21 protein-coding genes are annotated in these 20,249 nt (G+C 67.2%); 9 read left to right on the plus strand and 12 right to left on the minus strand.

The window, feature by feature from the left end; all coding sequences use genetic code 11:
- Positions 1-6 precede the first annotated feature (6 nt).
- From A5651_RS09715 to A5651_RS09730, 4 genes are read right to left on the minus strand one after another with little or no spacing between them, the layout of a single operon-like run.
- Positions 7-435 (minus strand): molybdenum cofactor biosynthesis protein MoaE, encoded by a 429-nt coding sequence (locus tag A5651_RS09715; RefSeq protein ID WP_066978819.1) that lies wholly within the window; start codon positions 433-435, stop codon positions 7-9.
- Positions 432-932, minus strand: coding sequence for a molybdenum cofactor biosynthesis protein B (locus tag A5651_RS09720; RefSeq protein ID WP_066979066.1), 501 nt, complete (start codon positions 930-932; stop codon positions 432-434). The genes A5651_RS09715 and A5651_RS09720 overlap by 4 nt, the downstream gene beginning before the upstream one ends.
- On the minus strand, positions 929-1,411 hold the full coding sequence (gene moaC / locus A5651_RS09725) for a cyclic pyranopterin monophosphate synthase MoaC (RefSeq protein WP_066978822.1): 483 nt from the start codon (positions 1,409-1,411) through the stop codon (positions 929-931). The genes A5651_RS09720 and moaC overlap by 4 nt, the downstream gene beginning before the upstream one ends.
- A gap of 2 nt (positions 1,412-1,413) precedes the next feature.
- Entirely contained in the window at positions 1,414-1,608 is a 195-nt protein-coding gene (locus A5651_RS09730; protein ID WP_066978823.1) for a hypothetical protein, read from the minus strand.
- An 86-nt stretch (positions 1,609-1,694) separates the two neighbouring features.
- On the opposite strand from A5651_RS09730, the gene A5651_RS09735 reads away from it, so the two are divergent.
- The 4 genes from A5651_RS09735 (at position 1,695) to A5651_RS09750 (ending at position 8,433) form a co-directional block, all read left to right on the plus strand.
- Positions 1,695-3,947 (plus strand): helicase-associated domain-containing protein, encoded by a 2,253-nt coding sequence (locus A5651_RS09735; protein WP_066978826.1) that lies wholly within the window; start codon positions 1,695-1,697, stop codon positions 3,945-3,947.
- 80 nt (positions 3,948-4,027) lie between these two features.
- A complete protein-coding gene (locus A5651_RS09740; RefSeq protein ID WP_066978831.1) occupies positions 4,028-5,677 on the plus strand; it encodes a DNA repair helicase XPB in 1,650 nt (549 codons plus the stop codon).
- A 60-nt stretch (positions 5,678-5,737) separates the two neighbouring features.
- On the plus strand, positions 5,738-7,444 hold the full coding sequence (locus A5651_RS09745) for a LuxR family transcriptional regulator (RefSeq protein ID WP_066978833.1): 1,707 nt from the start codon (positions 5,738-5,740) through the stop codon (positions 7,442-7,444).
- 32 nt (positions 7,445-7,476) lie between these two features.
- Positions 7,477-8,433 (plus strand): homocysteine S-methyltransferase family protein, encoded by a 957-nt coding sequence (locus tag A5651_RS09750; RefSeq protein ID WP_066978836.1) that lies wholly within the window; start codon positions 7,477-7,479, stop codon positions 8,431-8,433.
- On the opposite strand, the gene A5651_RS09755 is transcribed toward A5651_RS09750, so the two are convergent.
- Together A5651_RS09755 and A5651_RS09760 are read right to left on the minus strand one after the other, a co-directional pair.
- The gene (locus A5651_RS09755; RefSeq protein ID WP_066978838.1) at positions 8,430-8,774 is read right to left on the minus strand and encodes a cupin domain-containing protein; all 345 of its coding nucleotides are present in this window, start codon (positions 8,772-8,774) and stop codon (positions 8,430-8,432) included. The genes A5651_RS09750 and A5651_RS09755 overlap by 4 nt on opposite strands.
- 71 nt (positions 8,775-8,845) lie before the next feature.
- Positions 8,846-9,118, minus strand: a complete 273-nt coding sequence (locus A5651_RS09760; RefSeq protein WP_156662769.1) for a hypothetical protein — start codon at positions 9,116-9,118, stop codon at positions 8,846-8,848.
- Positions 9,119-9,258: 140 nt separating this feature from the next.
- Between A5651_RS09760 and A5651_RS09765 the strand changes: the two genes are divergently transcribed.
- Complete coding sequence (locus tag A5651_RS09765) at positions 9,259-9,798, plus strand: hypothetical protein (RefSeq protein ID WP_066978844.1); 540 nt, start codon at positions 9,259-9,261, stop codon at positions 9,796-9,798.
- A 5-nt stretch (positions 9,799-9,803) separates the two neighbouring features.
- On the opposite strand, the gene A5651_RS09770 is transcribed toward A5651_RS09765, so the two are convergent.
- Positions 9,804-10,793 (minus strand): LLM class F420-dependent oxidoreductase, encoded by a 990-nt coding sequence (locus tag A5651_RS09770; protein ID WP_066978846.1) that lies wholly within the window; start codon positions 10,791-10,793, stop codon positions 9,804-9,806.
- Between the two features lie 35 nt (positions 10,794-10,828).
- On the opposite strand from A5651_RS09770, the gene A5651_RS09775 reads away from it, so the two are divergent.
- Entirely contained in the window at positions 10,829-11,254 is a 426-nt protein-coding gene (locus A5651_RS09775; protein ID WP_066979069.1) for a pyridoxamine 5'-phosphate oxidase family protein, read from the plus strand.
- 1 nt (position 11,255) lies between these two features.
- A complete protein-coding gene (locus A5651_RS09780) occupies positions 11,256-11,852 on the plus strand; it encodes a class I SAM-dependent methyltransferase (protein ID WP_066978848.1) in 597 nt (198 codons plus the stop codon).
- Here the strand turns inward: A5651_RS09780 and A5651_RS09785 are convergent.
- Genes A5651_RS09785 through A5651_RS09795 form a run of 3 tightly spaced genes read right to left on the minus strand, consistent with a single transcriptional unit; the run spans position 11,837 to position 14,214 of the window.
- Positions 11,837-13,318, minus strand: a complete 1,482-nt coding sequence (locus A5651_RS09785; protein WP_082943671.1) for a class I adenylate-forming enzyme family protein — start codon at positions 13,316-13,318, stop codon at positions 11,837-11,839. The two genes, A5651_RS09780 and A5651_RS09785, sit on opposite strands and share 16 nt — an antisense overlap.
- Positions 13,319-13,341: 23 nt before the next feature.
- Entirely contained in the window at positions 13,342-13,629 is a 288-nt protein-coding gene (locus tag A5651_RS09790; RefSeq protein WP_066978854.1) for a hypothetical protein, read from the minus strand.
- Positions 13,630-13,668: 39 nt separating this feature from the next.
- A complete protein-coding gene (locus tag A5651_RS09795; RefSeq protein WP_066978857.1) occupies positions 13,669-14,214 on the minus strand; it encodes a TetR/AcrR family transcriptional regulator in 546 nt (181 codons plus the stop codon).
- A 42-nt stretch (positions 14,215-14,256) separates the two neighbouring features.
- Here A5651_RS09795 and A5651_RS09800 point away from each other — a divergent pair, with 42 nt between their 5' ends.
- Positions 14,257-15,486 (plus strand): FAD-dependent monooxygenase, encoded by a 1,230-nt coding sequence (locus A5651_RS09800; protein ID WP_066978860.1) that lies wholly within the window; start codon positions 14,257-14,259, stop codon positions 15,484-15,486.
- Positions 15,487-15,489: 3 nt separating this feature from the next.
- Here the strand turns inward: A5651_RS09800 and A5651_RS09805 are convergent, their stop codons facing one another.
- A complete protein-coding gene (locus A5651_RS09805; RefSeq protein ID WP_066978863.1) occupies positions 15,490-17,637 on the minus strand; it encodes a 3-hydroxyacyl-CoA dehydrogenase NAD-binding domain-containing protein in 2,148 nt (715 codons plus the stop codon).
- A gap of 15 nt (positions 17,638-17,652) precedes the next feature.
- Positions 17,653-18,864 carry an acetyl-CoA C-acetyltransferase gene (locus A5651_RS09810; protein ID WP_066978866.1) on the minus strand — a complete coding sequence of 404 codons (1,212 nt, stop codon included), beginning with the start codon at positions 18,862-18,864 and terminating at the stop codon, positions 17,653-17,655.
- A 222-nt stretch (positions 18,865-19,086) separates the two neighbouring features.
- Between A5651_RS09810 and A5651_RS09815 the strand changes: the two genes are divergently transcribed.
- The gene (locus A5651_RS09815) at positions 19,087-20,247 is read left to right on the plus strand and encodes a pyridoxal phosphate-dependent aminotransferase (protein WP_066978869.1); all 1,161 of its coding nucleotides are present in this window, start codon (positions 19,087-19,089) and stop codon (positions 20,245-20,247) included.
- Positions 20,248-20,249: the final 2 nt, after the last annotated feature.

A 20,249-nucleotide genomic window follows, 5' to 3' on the forward strand; every position in this document is an offset into this window, starting at 1 on the left:
GTCCGCTTAAGCCGAACCGACCCATTCGTCGGCGCCGTCGGCGAAGAACTGGTGTTTCCACACCGGCAAGCGCGCCTTGACGGTGTCTACCAACCGTGCGCAGGTGTCGAACGCCGCCTGCCGGTGATCGGCGGCGACGGCGGCCACCAATGCGGCGTCACCGATTTCCAGCGCGCCGATGCGGTGGCTGACGGCGATGGCGCGCACACCCGCGCAGTCGGCGGCGATCTCGGCGGCCACCTCGGAGAGGGTCTGCGCAGCCGTCGGGTGAGCCGAATACTCCAGCCGGGTGACGGCGCGCCCGCCGTCGTGATCGCGGACGACACCGGCGAAGCCGACGACGGCGCCGGCGGCCTGATGCGCGACCATGACCTCGTGCTCGGCGAGCTCAATGGTGTGCTCGGTGAGATCGGCGCGCAGCACGATCGCGGTCATTGCGAATGATCCTTGCCCGCGAGCTGATCCAGCGCGTGGTCGAGGACATCGTCGAGGACACCGAGGCCGTCTTTCACGCCGCCGGTCGAGCCCGGCAGATTGACGATCAACGTGCCCGCCCGTACCCCGCACACGCCGCGTGACAGCACGGATGTCGGCACGTCCGGCAGCCCCGACCGCCGGATCGCGTCGGCCAGACCCTGGATCTGGTAGTCAACGACGCTGGCGGTGGCATCCGCAGTGCCGTCGGTCGGTGAAATGCCGGTGCCGCCGGAGGTGATGATGACGGCGGGGCGCTGCTCCAATGCGGCGTGCAGTGCCTGGGGCACCGAGCTGCCGTCGGGCACCACCGTCTGCGGCGGCACATCGAAACCGCGCTGGGTCAACCAGTCGACGATGAGCGGGCCGGTGCGGTCGGCGTACACGCCCGCGGCTGCCCGCGTCGAGGTGATGATCACGCGCGCCGTCCGCGATGTCCGCGATGTCCGCGATGTCATCGTGTCCACGTTCCCGTCTTGCCGCCCTCTTTGCGCATCACCTGAATGTCGTCGATGCTTGCCGCGGGGTCGACGGCCTTGAGCATGTCGTAGAGCGTCAGCGCCGCCACGCTGACGGCCGTCAGCGCCTCCATCTCCACGCCGGTACGGTCGGTGCTGCGCACGGTCGCGGTGATGCCCACTTCGGCCTCACCGATCTCGAAGTCCACGTCCACCCCGGTCAACGCCAGCTGATGACACAGCGGAATCAGGTCGCTGGTGCGCTTGGCCGCCAGGATGCCTGCGATGCGGGCGGTGGCCAGCGCGTCCCCTTTGGGCAGTCCGCCGGCGGCGATGAGGGCGACGACGTCAGGCCGCGTGCGCAGCACGCCCGCCGCGACCGCGGTGCGTGAAGTGGCGTCCTTGGCCGTGACGTCGACCATGTGGGCCGCACCCGATTCGTCGAGGTGCGACAGCCGGCCGCGATCGGCGTCGGCCACCGTTACCTGTTGACGACGGTGACTGGGTGGCAGTACGGCAGATCCTCGGAAGGCAGCGGGAAGGTCAGGTCGCCGTAGGGCGACAGCGCCCCGGTCCGGTCTGCGGCCAACTCACTCACCGCGTGATCATGTTCGCCGTCGGTGGCCGGCCATCCGTTGTCGACATAGCGGTTTTTCTTCTTATCTGCCACGCCCACATTGTGGCAGGCGACGCGACCCGGTGCGACACCGGCGCGGACGCGACGAGCGGCAGGCACAGAAGCCTGCTTTACGCTGGTCAGTAATGTCCGAACACACCCCGGGCGCCCCGTTGGGCGCCTGGCTTGCCGATTTGCCTGACGAGCGGCTGATCCGGCTGCTGGAGCTGCGGCCGGACCTGACCCAGCCGCCACCGGGCAGCATCGCGGCGCTGGCCGCCCGGGCGCAGGCCCGGCAGTCGGTCAAGGCCGCCACCGACGAACTGGACTTCCTGCACCTGGCCGTGCTCGACGCGCTGCTGACGCTGCACGCGGAGACGACGCCGGTGCCGCTGACAAAACTGACCGCGCTGATCGGTGACCGGGTCGACGAGGAGGCGATCGCCGCCGCCGTGGACAACCTGCGCGAGCGGGCGCTGGTGTGGGGCGACCCCGAGGTCAGGGTCGCCGCGGAGGCGTCGGCCGGGCTGCCCTGGTATCCGGGCCAGGCGGTGCTCGAGGGCGCCGAATACGTCGGCGAGCAGATCGCCGACCGGCTCGCCGACGTCGATGAGGCCCAGCGCGATCTGCTGCGTCGGCTGACGGAGGGCTCGCCGATGGGCCGCACCAGGGACGCGGCGCCTGGCACACCGCCCGACCGCCCCGTGCAGCGGCTGCTGTCGGCGGGCTTGCTGCGGCAGGTCGACGAGGAAACCGTGATCCTGCCCCGGCTCGTCGGCCAGGCGCTGCGCGGTGAGGTGCCCGGCCCGGTCGAGCTGACCCCACCCGACCCGGTCGTGTCGACGACCACCGCCGCCGACGTCGACGCGGTTGCCGCTGGTGCGGTCATCGACCTGCTGCGTGAAGTGGACGTGATGATCGAAACCCTCGGCGCCACACCGGTTCCCGAACTCCGCAGCGGCGGCCTCGGTGTACGTGACGTCAAGCGGCTGACGAAGATTACCGGCGTCGACGAGCGCCGACTGGGCCTGATCCTCGAGTTATCGGCGGCCGCGGGGCTGATCGCGGCGGGCTTGCCCGACCCCGAACCCGACGACGCCGGAGGCGGCCCGTATTGGGCGCCGACCGTGGCGGCGGACCGGTTCGTCGAGGCCCCGGTGGCAACGAGATGGCACCTGCTCGCCGCCACATGGCTGGACCTGGCCGCCCGGCCTGCCCTGATCGGGGGTCGCGGTCCGGACGGCAAACCCTATGCGGCACTGTCTGATTCGTTGTACTCGACGGCCGCCCCGCTGGACCGCCGGCTGCTGCTGAGTGTGCTCGCCGACCTGCCGGCCGGCGCGGGTGTCGACGCCGCCGAGGCATCCAAGGCGATGATCTGGCGGCGCCCCCGGTGGGCGGTGCGGCTCCAGCCGCAGCCGGTCGGCGACTTGCTGACCGAGGCCCACACCCTCGGTATCGCCGGCCGCGGCGCGATCACCAGTCCCGGCCGCAAGCTGCTGTCCGGCGACGCCGACGCGGTCGACGCGATGGCGCGCGCGTTGCCGGATCCCATCGACCATTTCCTGCTTCAGGCCGACCTCACCGTGATCGTGCCCGGCCCGCTCGAACGCAACCTCGCCGAACAACTGGCGTCGGTCGCGACGGTCGAATCGGCGGGCGCGGCGATGGTGTACCGAATCAGCGAGCCGTCGATCCGGCGGGCACTGGACACCGGCCGCACCGCCAGCGAGTTGCATGCGCTGTTCGAGCGCCACTCGAAAACCCCTGTGCCGCAGGGACTGACCTACCTGATCGACGATGTGGCGCGCAGGCACGGACAGCTGCGCGTCGGGATGGCCGCCTCGTTCGTCCGCTGTGAGGATCCTGCGCTGTTGACCCAAGCGGTCGCATCGTCGGCCGCCGTACCGCTCGAGCTGCGCCTGCTCGCTCCCACCGTCGCGGTATCCCAGGCGCCGATCTCGGAGGTGCTTGCCGCACTGCGCACCGCGGGTTTCGCGCCCGCAGCCGAAGACTCGACCGGCGCGATCGTCGACATCCGCGCCCGAGGGATGCGGGTGCCGGTCCCCACCCATCGCCGGGTGCCGCGGCAACCGGCGCCGCCGACGGGCCAGACGCTCGGCGCCATCGTCGCGGTACTGCGCAAGGTGGCCGCCCAGCCCTTCGCCAACATGCGGATCGACCCGGCGGTGGCCATCTCCGAGCTGCAGGAGGCGGCCCGGCTGCAGAGCTCGGTGGTGATCGGCTACGTCGACGCCGCCGGCGTGGCCACCCAGCGGGTGGTGGCGCCTATCAGCATCCGCGGCGGGCAGCTGACGGCGTGGGATCCGGCCACCGGCCGCGTGCGCGACTTCGCCATTCATCGGGTCACGTCGGTGGTCTCCGCCGACCCGGGATAACGGCAAGCCTGACCGTAAAACCGCAGTTCACACCCGCTCGGGACAGCCGACGTCGGCGGCATCGGGATAATGGACGAGTTATGACAGACGGCCCCTTGATCGTGCAGTCCGATAAGACGGTGCTGCTCGAAGTCGACCACCAACAAGCCGCTGCAGCGCGCGCGGCCATCGCCCCCTTCGCGGAGCTGGAACGCGCGCCCGAGCACGTGCACACCTACCGCATCACGCCGCTGGCGTTGTGGAATGCGCGCGCCGCAGGACACGACGCCGAGCAGGTCGTCGACGCGCTGGTAACCTTCTCCCGCTACGCGGTCCCCCAACCGCTGCTCGTCGACATCGTCGACACCATGGCCCGCTACGGGCGCCTGCAGCTGGTCAAACATCCCGCCCATGGCCTGACGTTGGTCAGCCTCGACCGCGCCGTGCTCGAAGAGGTGCTGCGCAACAAGAAGATCGCACCGATGCTGGGCGCCCGCATCGACGACGACACCGTCGTGGTGCACAACAGCGAGCGTGGCCGGGTCAAACAGATGTTGCTCAAGATCGGCTGGCCCGCAGAGGATCTCGCCGGCTATGTCGACGGCGAAAAGCACCCCATCAGCCTGGCACAGGACGGCTGGCACCTACGCGACTACCAGGAGATGGCCGCCGAGTCGTTCTGGGAGGGCGGCTCGGGCGTCGTGGTCCTGCCATGCGGGGCGGGCAAGACGCTCGTCGGCGCTGCGGCGATGGCCAAGGCGGGGGCGACGACGCTGATCCTGGTCACCAACACTGTCGCGGGCAGGCAGTGGAAACGTGAACTGATCAACAGAACGTCGTTGACCGAGGAGGAGATCGGCGAGTATTCCGGCGAGAAGAAGGAGATTCGCCCCGTCACCATCGCCACCTATCAGGTGATCACGCGCCGCACCAAGGGTGAATACCGCCACCTCGAGCTGTTCGACAGCCGCGACTGGGGCCTCATCATCTACGACGAGGTCCATCTGCTGCCCGCCCCCGTCTTCCGGATGACTGCCGATCTGCAATCGCGGCGCCGACTCGGGTTGACCGCCACCCTGATCCGCGAGGACGGCCGCGAGGGCGACGTGTTCAGCCTGATCGGCCCGAAGCGGTACGACGCCCCGTGGAAGGACATCGAGGCACAGGGCTGGATCGCGCCCGCGGAATGCATCGAGGTGCGGGTGACGATGACCGACAACGAGCGGATGCTGTATGCCACGGCAGAGCCGGACGAACGCTACAAGCTCTGCTCGACGGTGCACACCAAAATCGCGGTGGTGAAGTCGATCCTCGACAAACACAAAGGCGAGCAGACGTTGGTGATCGGCGCGTATCTCGACCAGCTCGACGAGCTGGGTCGAGAGCTCGACGCCCCTGTGATCCAGGGCTCAACCAAGACCGCCGAGCGCGAGGCGCTGTTCGACTCGTTCCGCCGCGGCGAAATCTCGACGCTGGTCGTGTCGAAAGTTGCCAACTTCTCCATCGATCTCCCGGAAGCCTCTGTGGCCGTTCAGGTTTCGGGAACCTTTGGTTCCCGGCAAGAGGAGGCGCAGCGGCTGGGCCGGCTGCTTCGACCCAAGCACGACGGCGGCGGCGCGATCTTCTACTCCGTGGTGTCGCGCGACAGCCTGGATGCCGAGTACGCCGCACACCGTCAACGCTTCCTCGCCGAACAGGGCTACGGCTACGTCATCAAGGACGCCGACGACCTGCTGGGGCCTGCGATCTAGACGTGCGGGCTTTCCGCGCGTTTGCCAGCGCGTACCTTCGCCGATGAATACCGTTGACCCATGGCTGGAGACAGTCGAGGGGGAACGCGCGACGATCTGCTACCGGCCGCCCGTGAGGCGTTTCGTCGCCGTGACTGGCAGGCCAGTTATGACTTGTTTGCCCGCGCGCAGCGGTCAGCGCCGCTCGACGTCGGGGATCTGGACGGTCTGGCGATCTCGGCATGGCGGATCGGCCGCTGCAAGGAGTCCGTCAGGCACGCCGAACAAGTCTTTTCCGAACTGGTTCGCACCGATCGCATCGCTGCGGCAGCCAAAGCCGTCGATGTCGCGCTGGCCTGGCTCACCCGCGGCGATCTCAACATCGGCCAGGGCTGGATGAGCCGGGCACGCCGGCTCGTCGAGGACGCACCCGACGGCCCAACGCGGGCCTACCTCGTTTATCTGGAAGCGTGGATTGCTGACCTCGTCGGCGACGTCGACTGTCTGCAGCAGCGCGCCGAAACATTGCGCGCGATGTCGGAGCGGCTCGGGAGTCCCGTCGTCACCGCGATGGGCTTGATCGTCGACGCGCTTGCCGCGATCAAGCACGTCAGGATGCGCGAGGCGTTCGGACTCTTCGACGAGGCGATGTTGCCGGTATTGGCCGACGACGTGCCGCTGGAGTGGGCCGGCGACATCTACTGCCTGGTCTTGCACCATTGCCACCGGGTGGCCGACGCGCCGCGCATGCGGGCGTGGACCGAGTCCATGCGGCGGTGGTGTGACGACGTTGCCTCTTCGCCGACGTACGGCAGCTTGTGCGAGGTGTACCGGTTGCAGCTGCACGCCGCGACCGACGACTGCCGGACGCTCGAAGACAAGCTGTCGGCGACCAGCAGCATCCTGGAAGAAATCAACACCTTCGCCGCTGCGGAGGCCTACTACCAGCTCGGCGAGGCGCGTCGCATGCGCGGTGACGTCACCGGCGCGCTCACGGCGTTCGGCCGAGCTCGGGAAATGGGTTGCGACCCGCAGCCCGGTGAGGCGCTGGTGCGGCTACAGCAGGGTGACACGGAGTCGGCCTGGACGTCGCTGCAGATGGCGTTGGGATGGCAGGACCGCATCGGTCGGATACGACTACTACTCGCCGCGGTGGAGGTGGCCCTCGCACGGAATGACGTCGAGGAAGCCGAGACCCTATGCCGCGAGCTTGAAGAAGGTGCAACCGATTACGGCACACGAGGTTTCAGGGCGTGGGCGGCGCATGCGCGGGGAGCCGTCCTCACTACTCGTGGCCAGTACGAGCAGGCGCTCGACGCGATGTGCGCGGCATTGCGTGAGTATCGGGCGCAACAATGCCGGTACGAAACCGCCGAGGTCTACCAATGGATGGCCCGCGCACACGCGGGGCTTGGCCAACAGCAGGTCGCCGCTGCTGACCAGGCCACCGCGCAGAGCATCTACCGCCAGCTCGGTACGGAGAAGGTGCGCCACGGTGCCCGTGTGAATCCTGGCGGGCTCACGAACCGAGAACGCGAGATTCTGTGCCGTATCGCCAGCGGCGGAACGAACAAGCAAGTGGCGCAACAGTTTGTCATCAGCGAGAAGACCGTGGCGCGTCATTTGGCCAACATCTACACCAAGCTGGGGGTCTCGTCGCGTACCGGCGCCGTCTCGTGGGCGTACGCCAACGATGTCGTCGGTGGCGACGGGCTACATCGATTGACCCATACGACACCCACCCAAATACACGATTCGACCGATGAATCGGGCGGTCCGCGCTTCTAGCCTGATCACACGCCACTAGTAACGGAGACATCATGGGCACCTTTCCAGCCCCGCAGCGCGGGCTCAACTACCTGACCGAAGGCGGCCAGGAGACCGAGATCATGTACAAGTACGGATTCGATTTGCCGCACTTCGCAATGTTTCCTCTGCTCGACAACCCCCGGGCGCTATCTGCGCTTCGCGCGATGTACGAGAAGTATCTGGATACCGCCGCTCGGCACGATTTCGGCGTCCTTATGGGCGGATTCGACTATCGGGCCAGCCCGGATTGGGCTTCGCTGCTCGGTTACGGCCCCGACGCCCTTGCCGAAATGCAATTGCGCTCAATCGAATTCCTTCGGGATCTGGCTAAACCCTACGTGGAGCAGGTACCCACGGTGATGTATGCCGGCATCATCGGACCGCGCGGGGACGCCTATCAACTCAACCGCACGATCACCGCCGAGGAGGCCGAGGATTACCACAGCGTGCAACTAGCCACACTCGCCCAAGCCGGTGTCGACCTGGTCGAGGCAATGACGTTCAACGACGTTGGTGAAGTCATCGGACTCTGTCGTGCGGCGGCACGCGCCGGCTTACCCCTGTCGGTCTCGTTCACCCTGGACAACAGCACCCGGCGACTGGCCTCCGGATTGACACTGACGGAGGCCATCGAACGGATTGACTCGCAGGCTGGCGAGGATCAGCCAGCCTTCTACGGCATCAACTGCTCCCATCCACTCGAATTCATGCCTGCGCTCGAACCCGGAACCTGGTTCGAGCGAGTCCGGTGCCTGCGGCCGAACGCCGTGATGATGGACAAGATCTCGCTCTGCAGGCTGGGCCATCTGGAATCCGGCGACCCGGCCGAACTCGGTCAGCTGATGGGCGGCTTGGCGGATCAGTATCCGCACATCGACATCTGGGGTGGTTGCTGCGGCACCTGGGACGAGCACCTCGACAACATCGCACGCAATGTGCGCGCTCAGCGGCAGGCCAAGACCGGTTAGACGTGCGGGCCGACGGCCTTGGCGACTGTCAGAAGCACCGCAGAGTCTTCGAGCGCCTGCAACCCGTGGCGGGACAATGGAATGACGATGTGGTCGCCGGGAGTGCCGTCCCAATGCACGTCGGCGTTACTGATGCGGACCCGGCCGACGAGCACGTGCAAGGTCGCCTCCCCGGGGCTTTCGTGGTCATCCAGAGCAGACCCCGCCTTCAGCGCGATGAGCGTCTGGCGCAGCGAGTGCTCATGGCCGCCGTACACCGTCTGCGAGCTGCGGCCGCTGCTGGCTGCCCGAGCGATTTCGAGCTGTTCACGGGCCAACGCGGTGAGCGAAACCTTCTTCATACCTGCCACCCCTTCGACACGATCAACTTAGCGCGGCGGCGGTGCACCATTCGATTCACGTCGAGCAGAAGTCACCCGTCGAGGAATCGCGTTCGCAGATTCTCCATGAGCTTCTGCACCTCGGCGAGGCGGTCGCGAAAACGCTGCAAAGAGTCCGGCGGCCGGTGAAATTCCCCGTCGCGTCGCGCGCAACGCTGTAGCCAGCGGGTTTCGGCGACCTCGATGAGCTGCTCCAACTCGTCGAGCTCGGACTGCAGCAGCTGCATCAGGAGCCGGGCCTGTGCCACATCGGCGGCGTGTGCGGGCCGCGACAGTGGGCTTATCCGAAAAGTGGAGGCTGTCACGTCGGGATCATGGCCGAAGGCGCGGCTTTACGCGACTCCACAGGTTCACCGGGAGTTGGCAATTTCGACCGCGGGAGGCCACCGCGGATTCATATAGGTCGACACGCGCGCATCATGGCGAGCGGCTAGCCTCGTCACTCATGACACGACGGAGAACCGTGGCAGCGGCCATGGCGGGCGCGGCGATCGGGTTGGGCGCGCTGAGTATGGCGGTCACGGCGACCGCCGAGCCGTTGCCGACGCCTGGCGAGCCGCCCGCGCCCGGCCAGCCGGTGTTCGAAGCTCCGGGCAGCGAGCCGATTGCCGCTCCGGCCCCGCCGCCGATCGGTCCTCCGCCGGTGCCGGAGATACCGAATCCTCAGTACGGGTCGGGCCATTCGAGCGGACCCCTCGGCTTCCTGCGGGACGCATGGAACCAAGCGAAGGATCCTTACAACTTCGCCCAGACGCCGCCTGGCGAGATGCCCGGTGGCCATCCTCCGCCACCTGGCGCGGGTCCCGCGCCGCAGTTGCCGCCCGGCTTCAAGTCGCTGAACGCCCCGGGCTCCGAAGCGCCCGTGTCGGCGCCTCCGACGGGAGGCGGACCGCCGCTGCCTCCCGGCTACTACCCGCTGACCGGCCCGCCGCCGCCCGGCTACTTCGACACTCCGCCGGCCGCCGACGCCCCTGCGACGCCGTAGCGCCGTCAGCTCAACGCAGGAATGACCTCACGCTCGAACAACTCGATCCCCGAGCGGTCGTAGGCGGCGTCGGGGAAGTAGAGGATCGCGTACTCGCAGCCGAGATCACGCATCCGCGTGAACTTTTCGATGACCTGCTCGGGCGTCCCGCTGGCCGAATCGGGCGACGTGAGCATGCCGAGCATGGCGTCGACCGCCTGCTCGTTGGCAACGGCGACCTGCTTGGCCCTGATCCGGGCGATTCGGTCGTGGACCTCGGCCTCGGTTTCGCCGATGACGACGTTGAAGTTCGCCGAGCGGACGATGGCGCCGTAATCGGTGCCGACGTCGCGGCAATGGCCTGCCAGCACTTCGGACTTGTGGCGAAACCCGTCGGGCTCCGAGGTGAAGTTGGTGTAGCGGGCGTACTTCGCAGCGATCTTCAGCGTCACCTTTTCGCCGCCGCCTGCGATCCACAACGGCGGGCCTCCGTCCTGCAACGGCTTGGGAGCGACGATGGCGTCGTTGACCTGATAGCGCTTGCCGTTCAACGTGACTCGCCCGTCGCGCCACGCGTCGCGCATGATCTGTACGCCCTCGTCGAGGCGGCCGAGCCGCTCACCCGCTGAGGGGAACCCGTAACCGTAAGCGCGCCACTCGTGCTCGTACCAGCCGCCTCCGATACCCATCTGGACTCGGCCGCCGGAGATGATGTCGGCGGTGGCGGCCACCTTCGCGAGGTAGACGGGATTGCGGTAGCTCATCGCCGTGCACATCTGGCCGAGCTTGATGCGCGAAGTGGTCGCGGCGTATGCGGACATCAGAGACCACGCCTCGTGCGTCGCCTCGTCGGTGGGCACAGGCACGGTGTGGAAGTGGTCGTACACCCACAGCGAATCCCAGGCGCCGTTGTCGGCGTAGCGGGCCAGCTCGCTCATGACCGGCCAATGCCTTTCGGTGGGAACGTCGACGAGGTCCAGACGCCAGCCCTGAGGAATGAAGAACCCGAAGTCCATGAGCGCACTCTACGACCGTGACTAGCGTGGCGATCATGGCCCTCTCGAAGGAAGAACGCGAACAGTTTCTGGCCCAACCTCACGTCGCGGCGTTGTCAGTGGCGGCCGGTGATAAACGCGGGCCGTTGACCGTGCCGATCTGGTATCAGTACACGCCGGGCGGCGAGCCGTGGATTCACACCGGCGCGGGCTCACGCAAGCACCGGCTGATCGAAGCCCAGGGCGAGTTCACGCTGATGGTGCAGCGCGTCGAGCCCTCAGTTCGCTATGTCGCAGTCGACGGCACGGTAAGCCGCATCGAGCCGGCCACCGACGAACAGCTGGTAGAGATGGTGAAGCGTTATATGCCGCCCGACAAGGTCGAGCCCTACCTGGAATTCGCACGCCGCGAGCACGGCGAGGGCGTGACCATCTTCATGAAGCCGCAGCATTGGTTGTCGGCCGATCTGGGCTCGATCTGACGTGGGCGGTCGGCGCCTGCTGTTCACGTCGCTCTACCGGTTCGGCTTCACTCCCTGGGACGGCCACCCGATCGCGACGAGCCTGCGCGACCTCGTCGAAGGGGACGCCGCTCTGCCTGCAGGCACCGCGCTCGACGTCGGATGCGGCACCGGCGACAACTCCATCTACCTGGCCAAGCACGGCTGGCGAGTCACCGGGGTCGACTATGTGGCCAAGGCGTTGAACCGGGCGCGGACCAAGGCGGCCGACGCCGGCGTCGACATCCGGTTTCGGCAGGCCGATGTCACCGATCTGTCCTCGGCGGACATCGGCGCGACCTTCGCGTTAGTCATCGACAGCGGTTGCCTGCACGGCATGAGCGACGACGACCGCAGCGCCTACGCGCGGGAGGTGACGGCCGTCGCCGCGCCCGATGCGCGGCTGCACATCGTCGCGTTCACCCCCGGTGCGCTATACGGTGTGCCGGGCATCGAGCCCGACGAGGTCGAGCGTCGGTTCGACGCCGGTTGGACGCTAGTGAGTTCGGGCAGTGAGTCCGCGATGGGTCGCAACGGTGCAGACACCGTGCGCTACTACCTCTTTCAGCGCGCCTCGTAGAGGGCCGCCACGGCAGGCAGGCTCACCTTCAGGGCCGGGTTGCGCGGCAGCTCTTCGACGACGGCGAAGGCGACGGGCACGTTGTACACCGGAAGAGACTGGCGAACAAGCTCTTTGAGCTCCTCCTCGGAGGGTGCCGGCGCACCGGATACGACTTCGATTGCGGCAAAGGGAACCTGGCCCAACCGCGCATCCGGTACGCCGACGACGCAGGCGTCGCGCACTCCGGGATGCGAAATGAGCACGCTGCGAACCGTTTCGGGGAGGATCTTGAATCCACCGCGGTTGATGGCGCCGTCCGCGCGACCGTGCAAGAAGACGAACCCGTCGTCGTCGATCGACGCGATGTCGGTGGTGCGAATCCAGTCGTCGTCGATCGCGGCGATCCTGGCTTCCAGCAGCCCGCGCTCACCGGCGGGCAGCGGCGCGCCGGTATCCGCGTCGACGATGCGCAGCTCGGTGTCGGGCAGCGGCCTGCCCACACTGTCGCGCTTTGACACACCGAATTGGCGGTCCATCTCCGGCGTCCACGCACACAGCGACCCGGCGAATTCCGTTGCGCCGTATGCCAACTTGACGGGTATTCCGTAGCGGGCCTCGAACTCGTCGCGGGTCTGCGGGTCCAGCGGCCCCGACGCGCTGATGAGGAAGTCCAGCGACGCCAAATCCTGCGCGGGCACGTCGGCGTCGAGAAGCATGCGGATCACGGCGGGCTGCACACCCGAGCGCTTGATGCCGTGCCTCTTCACCGCGTCCACCCAGCCCCGCACCGAGAACCGCTCCAGAATCACGATCCGTCTGCCGTTGTAGGCGCCCGCGATCAACTGACACACCCCGATGCCGCCGAACTGCCAGTACGAGAATTCCGGCGGCGCGCCCGGCGGCGCGGCTTCGCCGCTGGTGACGCTGAAAACGGTTCGTTCCAGCACCCGTGTCTTGATCGACTGCCGCTTCGGCGGACCGGTGGTGCCGCTTGTCAGGATCTGCAGCGCCACGTCGGGTTCGGCCGCGGCGTGGCGGCGGCCTGGATCGCGTTTCTGCACACCCGGCACGGACACGACGATCGGCGGCCGCATCGACAGCGCGACCCCGGCGCTGCCGGCCCGCTTGGCGGCGGTGATCACCTCGTCTGTCCAGTCCTGCTCGTCGGCGACGATCGCCGATAGGTTCAGCGCCTCGATATCGCGGCCGATCGACTCCGGCGACTGAAAGCTGTAGATCATCGAAACCGCGCGCCCAGCGGCCAGGAATCCCACTATCGCGGCGGCATGCGGCAGCCGGTTACGGACCACCAGCCCGACCGGTGCGTCGTCGGGCACGCCCGCAGACCGCAGCACCGACGCCAGCGCGTCGGCATAGGCCGTCACCTCGGTGCCGGAGTACCAGCGGCCCTCGAACTCGATGCACTGCCCGTCGCCGTAGCCGGCGAGGCCTGCGGCGAACCGTTCGGTGAAGCCTTCGGTCACGGCTTGACGATACGAGAGACGCCTCAGCTCATCGCTTCAGCCTTGGCGATGTGCGCCTCGTAGCCGTACTCGATCGCCAGTGCTCGATACCGCTCGGCGGATTCGTGACAACGCTGACGGTCTCCGCGCGCCCCGGCCAGCAGGGCGTCGAGCCGCAGCAGCAGAAGCCTGTTTAGGACGATCTGGGGCTCGACGGTGCGCCTCGACAATTTCGTCATCGCCGCCTGCGCGGCAGCCACATCGTCCCGTCCGCCTCGACTTAGCAGCATCTCCACCATCGCTTCGACGACCACCCCGTAGATCCCGATCATCGGCCGTCACCGCCTAAGCGTAGGACGCCGGCGGGAGTTTCAGGGGCCCAAAGCGGCCATGGCGCCGTCGACGGCGGCTTTGCGTAGCTGCGCGTACGGGGCGTCGGGGAAATGCAGGCAACAGTCCTGCAAGCCGCCGAAGGCGATCACCGCCCGGGTGGATTGGCGCAAGGTCGGCCTGCTGCCGAACACCAACTTCGACAGCCGGTTGCGCCACGCGAGCATCGTGTCGATCAACCCGAGGTCGGCCAGGGTCGTCAACTCCTCGACGATCAGCACCAGGTCCGCGCGGTGCTTGAAGTGGAAGTCGAAGTAGCCCTCGAGCAGCTCACGCCGGCGCGCCCGCGCCGAACCCCGCTGCCGTTCGTGCCCGGCGACGAACGCCTCCCCTTCGTCGATCAGCGGCTGAAGAATGCTTCGCACCAGTTCTTCGCGCGAGCTGAAATGGTAGTAGAGCGCGGGTTTGGTGATCCCGAGCCGGTTGGCGATGTCCTGCAGGCTGGTGCGCTGCACCCCTTTTTGCGTGAACAGTTCGCGGGCGACGTCCTGAATGCGCTGGCGGGTGTCCGACGCGGGCCTCGTCACGTAGCCACCATATCTTACTTAACGATAGGTAAGCTCGTCGGCATGCGAATTCTGATACAGGGTGCCAGCATCGCCGGACCCGTGCTCGCCTACTGGTTGTTAGGGCGGGGATTCGACGTCACCGTCGTGGAACGCGCACCGGCGCTGCGGAAGACCGGCGGCCATGCCGTCGACCTGTTTCGGCCTGCGATGGAGATCTCCGAACGGATGGGCGTATTGCCCCGCATCGAAGCACGCGCGACGGGCACCGCAACACTGACCGCGCACCGTAAGGGGGCGTCCCGGCCCACCCGCATCGACTACCTCAAGCTCGAAAAGACCATCTCCGACCGGCACGTGGAGATCATGCGCGACGACCTCAGCGAGATCTACTACGACGCCACCCGCGACGACGTCTCCTACATCTTCGACGACGAGATCACCGCGATCTCCGATGACGGCGAGGTGAGCTTCAGGCGCAGTGCGCTAAGGCGTTTCGATGTCGTCATCGGCGCCGACGGTCTGCACTCCGGGGTCCGACAGCTGATTTTCGGCCAGGTGCCGGAGCGGTTCCTCGGCGGTTACCTGTCGGTGGTGTCGGTGCCCAAGGCGTTGGCGCGCGACGGTGAGATGACGGGGTACTTCGAACCCGGCCGGGTCGCGATGATCTACACCGCCGACCATCTCGACGACGCACGGGCGGTGTTCATCTTCCGGCCGCGCACACCGCTGGACTACGACCATCGCGACGTGGCGAGTCAGCAGATTCAGTTGCGCTCGGCTTTGAGCGGCATGTCCACCGAGGCGGACCGATGGCTCGAGGAGGTCGATCGCACGCCCACGTTCTACTTCGACGCCATCACTCAACTGGAAATGACCAGCTGGTCGCGGGGCCGGGTGACGCTGGTGGGCGATGCCGGCTACTGCCCCGGCCCTGCGGTGGGCGGCAGCACCAGCCTCGCGGTGTACGGCGCCTACGTGCTTGCCGGTGAGATCGCCAGCGCGGGAGGCGATCACGTGGCCGCATTTGCCAACTACGAGCGGATCATGCTGCCGACAGTTTCCGGCAGCAGGTCCTTGGCGCGGGTCAACGCGAAGACGATCGTCCCGGCAAGCCGCATGGGCGTGTGGGCTCTCTTCGGCGTCGCGCGAGCGGTGACTGCCCTGCCCCTCGGCGTGACGCAGGCGGTGGCTCGGCTGAACCGCAAGGGCCTGCGGCTCTACGACTCGATGCCGCTGCCCGAATACGCAGAATCCCCCGAAGCCTCTGCGGCTGCGGGGGATTCGGCGTAGCGACTACTTCGTCAACGACTCCGGCGGGGTGAACCGGTCACCGTAGCGGGCGGCCAGCTCCTTGGCGCGGGCGACGAAGGCGTCCTTGCCGGTGCCGAGGGCACCTTCGTAGCCGACGATGAACTGCGCGCTGCCGCCGGTGTAGGGCGGGAAGCCGATGCCCATGATCGAACCGATGTTGGCGTCCGCGGTGGACGTCAGCACGCCCTCGTCGAGGCACTTCTGCGTCTCCAGCGCCTCGGCGAACAGCATCCGATCGATCATGTCCTGCAATGGAATGCTGGTGTTGGAGGCACCGAACGTGTCCGCCAGCCCCGACCACAGGCCGACGCGCTTGCCGTCGACGTACTCGTAGAACCCGGCGCCCTTCAAGCGGCTGGGCCGGCCGATCTCGATCATCTTCTCGACGACGGCCTCCGCCGGGTGCGGCTCGTAAGTGCCCCCCGCATCCTCGACGCCCTTGCGGGTCGCGACCGCGATCTTGTGCATCAGCTCGAGGTTGAGCTCGTCGGACAGCTGCAGCGGCGGCGCCGGGTAACCGGCCTGCGAACCGGCGTGCTCGATGGAAGCCGCCGGCACGCCTTCGCCGAGCATCGCCAGCGCTTCGTTGACGAACGTGCCGATCACGCGGCTGGTGAAGAAGCCGCGGCTGTCGTTGACCACGATCGGGGTCTTGCCGATGGCCAGCGTGTAGTCGAACACCCGAGCCAGCGCCTCGTCAGATGTCTTCTCGCCCCTGATGATTTCCACCAACGGCATCTTGTCGACGGGTGAGAAGAAGTGGATGCCGATGAAGTCCTCTTGGCGCTTCACCCCGGTCGCCAGGCCCGTGATCGGCAGCGTCGAAGTGTTCGACCCGAGCAGCGCGTTGGGCTCGACGATGTCCTCGATCTCACCGAACACCTTGTGCTTGAGGTCCTGGTCCTCGAACACCGCCTCGACGACGAAGTCGACACCCTTGAGGTCGGCGGCGTCACCGGTCGGGGTGATGCGCGCCAGCAACGCGTCAGAGCGCTCCTGCGTCGTCTTGCCCCGCTTGAGCGCCTTGGCCTCCAGCTTCTCGGAGTACGCCTTGCCCTTCTGCGCGGCCTCCAGACTGACATCCTTGAGCACCACCTCGAAGCCGGCCTTGGCCGACACATAGGCGATGCCGGCGCCCATCATGCCCGCTCCCAGCACACCGATCTTGTTGATCTTGACCGGCTCGATGCCCTCGGGCCTGCTGCCGCCGCCGTTGATGTACTGCAGATCCAGGAAGAACGCCTGGATCATGTTCTTCGCAGTTTGGCCGGTGACCAGCTGCGTGAAGTAGCGGCTCTCGATGCGGCTGGCGGTGTCGAAGTCCACCTGCGCGCCCTCGACGGCCGCGTCGAGGATCGCCCGCGGCGCCGGCATCGGCGCACCCTTGAGCTGCTTCTTCAGCAGCGCCGGGAACGACGGCAGGATGGCAGCGAGCGCCGGATGCGATGGCGTGCCGCCGGGCATCTTGTAGCCCTTGGCGTCCCACGGTTGGGTGTGGTTGTCGGGATTGGCCTTGATCCACGCCTTGGCGGCGGGGATCAACTCCTCGATGCTGCCGACCAATTCGTCGACCAGACCGGTCTCCTTGGCCTTGGCCGGCTTGAACCGGGTGCCCTGCGACAGCACCTCCATGAACGCCTTCTGGATGCCGAACATCCGGACGGTTCGGGTGACACCACCGCCGCCGGGCAACAGGCCGAGAGTCACCTCGGGCAGGCCGATGACCGAACCCTTGACGTCGGCGGCGATGCGGTGGTGGCAGGCCAGCGCGATCTCAAGGCCGCCGCCGAGCGCGGCGCCGTTGATGGCGGCGACGACCGGCTTGCCCAGCGTCTCGAGCTTGCGCAGGTCGGCCTTGATGGTCTCGACCTCGTTGAACGCTTCGGCGGCATCGTCGGGTCCGACGTTCATCATGCCCTTGAGGTCACCGCCGGCGAAGAAGGTCTTCTTCGCGCTGGTGATGACGACACCGGTGATCGAATCCTTCTCCTGCTCAAGACGATTCACGGCGTTGTGCATCGACTCCTTGTAGTGCTCGTTCATCACGTTGGCCGACCCGGTCGGGTCGTCCAGCGTCAAGGTGACGATGCCGTCGGCATCCTTGTCCCACTTGATCGTGTTCTCTGCCATGGCTTTTCGTTTCTCCTAAACCCGCTCGATGATGGTCGCGACGCCCATGCCGCCGCCGATGCACAGCGTGATCAACGCGCGGCGCGCGCCCCGGCGCTCGAGCTCGTCGACCATGGTGCCGGTGATCATGGCGCCGGTCGCGCCGAGCGGGTGACCCATCGCGATGGCGCCACCGTTGACGTTGAGCTTCTCGTCGGGGATGTTCAGGTCCTTCTGGAACTTCAGCACCACCGAGGCGAAAGCCTCATTCAGCTCGAACAGGTCGATGTCGTCGACCGTCAGCCCGGCGCGGTCGAGCACCTTGCGGGTGGCAGGCGTCGGGCCGGTGAGCATGATGACGGGGTCGGCACCGCTGGTGGCGGTCGCAACGATGCGCGCCCGCGGCGTCAAACCCTGTGACGTACCTGCTTTTTCGGAGCCCACCAGCACCAGCGCGGCGCCGTCGACGATGCCGGAGCTGTTGCCGCCGGTATGGACGTGGTTGATCTTTTCGATCCAGTGGTACTTCTGCAGCGCCACGTCGTCGAAGCCGCCCATCGCGCCGACGCCGTCGAATGCGGTCTTCAGCTTGCCCAGGCCCTCCAGGGTCGTGTCGGGCCGCATGTGCTCGTCGTGGTCGAGGATGACCAGGCCATTCTGATCCTTCACCGGCACGACTGACTTCGTGAAGTAGCCACCGGACCACGCTGCGGCGGCTTTCTCCTGCGACCGCAGCGCGTAGCGGTCGACATCGTCGCGGCTGAAGCCCTCGATCGTCGCGATCAGGTCGGCGCCGATGCCCTGCGGCACGAAGCCGATGCGGTAGTTGGTCTCTGGGTCGGACGCCCATGCGCCGCCGTCGGAGCCCATCGGCACGCGGCTCATCGACTCGACGCCGCCGGCCAGCACCAGGTCGTCCCAACCGGAGCGCACTTTCTGTGCGGCGGTGTTGACGGCTTCCAGGCCCGAGGCGCAGAACCGGTTGAGCTGGAAGCCGCCGGTGGTCTCGGGCAGCTTGGCTACCAGCGCCGCGGTGCGGGCGATGTCGCCGCCCTGATCGCCGACCGGCGACACGCAGCCGAGGATGACGTCGCTGATCAAGGTCTCGTCGAGGTCGGGGAAGCGGCTGCGGAGCTCTTCGATGAGGCCGACGACCAGGTTGACCGGCTTGACCTCGTTAAGTGCGCCGCCCTTGTTCTTGCCGCGAGGCGTACGAATGGCCTCGTAGATGAAGGCTTCTTCAGACATGAAGATTTTTCCTGTTCAGGTGGGGTGGTGGGAGACCTGCCCGCATCGGGCGGTAGTCCTCTGAGCGCCAGCCTAACAGTGCCAGCCAACCTGTTGGTTGGGAGCCCAGCCAGGTGCGGTGGCGCCGACACAATGTCGCGCTGAGGGCGCCGTCACGGCTATATATGCATGGCGAGGCTGTCAGGCTGACATTGTGACGGGGCGACCCTAGGCTCGGCGATCATGACGGTGGAGCGGCTGCGGCCGTATGCGGTGACGATCTTCGCCGAGATGTCGGCGCTGGCCGCCAGCATCGGCGCGGTGAACCTGGGGCAGGGATTCCCCGACGAGGACGGGCCGCCGGCCATGCTCAAGGCCGCCGAGAACGCGATCGCCGAAGGCGTCAACCAGTACCCGCCGGGGCTGGGCATCGCGCCGCTGCGCGAGGCTATCGCCGCCCAGCGCCAGCGGCACTTCGGCACCGAATACGACGCCGACACCGAAGTGCTCGTCACCGTCGGCGCCACCGAGGCCATCGCAGGCGCCGTCCTCGGGCTCGTTGAGCCGGGCTCGGAAGTGCTGCTGATCGAGCCGTTCTATGACTCCTACTCCCCCGTGATTGCGATGGCGGGCTGCCAGCGTCGTGCGGTGCCGATGGTGCCCGACGGCCGCGGCTTCGCGATCGACGTCGAGGGTCTGCGCAAAGCCGTCACGCCGCGCACGAAGGCGTTGATCCTCAACTCGCCGCACAACCCGACCGGGATGGTCGCCACCGATGCCGAGCTGGCCGCGATCGCCGACCTCGCCGTGAGTGCGGACCTGCTGGTCATCACCGACGAGGTGTACGAGCACCTGGTGTTTGACGGCCGCCGCCACCTGCCGCTGGCCAACTATCCCGGCATGGCGGAGCGGACCGTCACCATCTCGAGCGCGGCGAAGATGTTCAACGTGACCGGTTGGAAGATTGGATGGGCCTGCGGCCCAGCCGTTCTCATCAACGGGCTACGGGCGGCCAAGCAGTATCTGAGCTATGTCGGCGGCGCTCCCTTCCAGCCTGCGGTGGCTCACGCGCTGAACACCGAAGAGGCCTGGGTGGCCGCCCTGCGGGAGTCGTTGCAGGCCAAACGCGACCGGCTCGCGTCAGCCCTGGACGAGTTGGGTTTCGACGTGCACGACAGCTTCGGCACGTATTTCCTGTGCGCAGACCCGCGACCGCTGGGCTTCGACGACAGCACGACGTTCTGCGCCGAGCTGCCGGAGAAAGCCGGTGTGGCCGCGATCCCGATGTCGGCGTTCTGCACGTCAACCGACAATGAGTGGAATCACTTGGTGCGCTTCGCCTTTTGCAAGCGCGACGACACGCTCGACGAGGCGATCCGTCGCCTGGCGGTACTACGCCGCTAACG

The organism is Mycobacterium sp. 1274761.0 (assembly GCF_001668615.1).
Lineage (GTDB): Bacteria > Actinomycetota > Actinomycetes > Mycobacteriales > Mycobacteriaceae > Mycobacterium.

Bases quoted from the DNA above. Each gene is read 5' to 3' on its own strand.
- A5651_RS09715 (WP_066978819.1), bottom strand. From the start codon at position 435: ATGACCGCGATCGTGCTGCGCGCCGATCTCACCGAGCACACCATTGAG.
- A5651_RS09720 (WP_066979066.1), bottom strand. From the start codon at position 932: ATGACATCGCGGACATCGCGGACATCGCGGACGGCGCGCGTGATCATC.
- A5651_RS09735 (WP_066978826.1), top strand. From the start codon at position 1,695: ATGTCCGAACACACCCCGGGCGCCCCGTTGGGCGCCTGGCTTGCCGAT.
- A5651_RS09740 (WP_066978831.1), top strand. From the start codon at position 4,028: ATGACAGACGGCCCCTTGATCGTGCAGTCCGATAAGACGGTGCTGCTC.
- A5651_RS09745 (WP_066978833.1), top strand. From the start codon at position 5,738: ATGGCTGGAGACAGTCGAGGGGGAACGCGCGACGATCTGCTACCGGCC.
- A5651_RS09750 (WP_066978836.1), top strand. From the start codon at position 7,477: ATGGGCACCTTTCCAGCCCCGCAGCGCGGGCTCAACTACCTGACCGAA.
- A5651_RS09755 (WP_066978838.1), bottom strand. From the start codon at position 8,774: ATGAAGAAGGTTTCGCTCACCGCGTTGGCCCGTGAACAGCTCGAAATC.
- A5651_RS09765 (WP_066978844.1), top strand. From the start codon at position 9,259: ATGACACGACGGAGAACCGTGGCAGCGGCCATGGCGGGCGCGGCGATC.
- A5651_RS09770 (WP_066978846.1), bottom strand. From the start codon at position 10,793: ATGGACTTCGGGTTCTTCATTCCTCAGGGCTGGCGTCTGGACCTCGTC.
- A5651_RS09775 (WP_066979069.1), top strand. From the start codon at position 10,829: ATGGCCCTCTCGAAGGAAGAACGCGAACAGTTTCTGGCCCAACCTCAC.
- A5651_RS09790 (WP_066978854.1), bottom strand. From the start codon at position 13,629: ATGATCGGGATCTACGGGGTGGTCGTCGAAGCGATGGTGGAGATGCTG.
- A5651_RS09800 (WP_066978860.1), top strand. From the start codon at position 14,257: ATGCGAATTCTGATACAGGGTGCCAGCATCGCCGGACCCGTGCTCGCC.
- A5651_RS09805 (WP_066978863.1), bottom strand. From the start codon at position 17,637: ATGGCAGAGAACACGATCAAGTGGGACAAGGATGCCGACGGCATCGTC.
- A5651_RS09810 (WP_066978866.1), bottom strand. From the start codon at position 18,864: ATGTCTGAAGAAGCCTTCATCTACGAGGCCATTCGTACGCCTCGCGGC.
- A5651_RS09815 (WP_066978869.1), top strand. From the start codon at position 19,087: ATGACGGTGGAGCGGCTGCGGCCGTATGCGGTGACGATCTTCGCCGAG.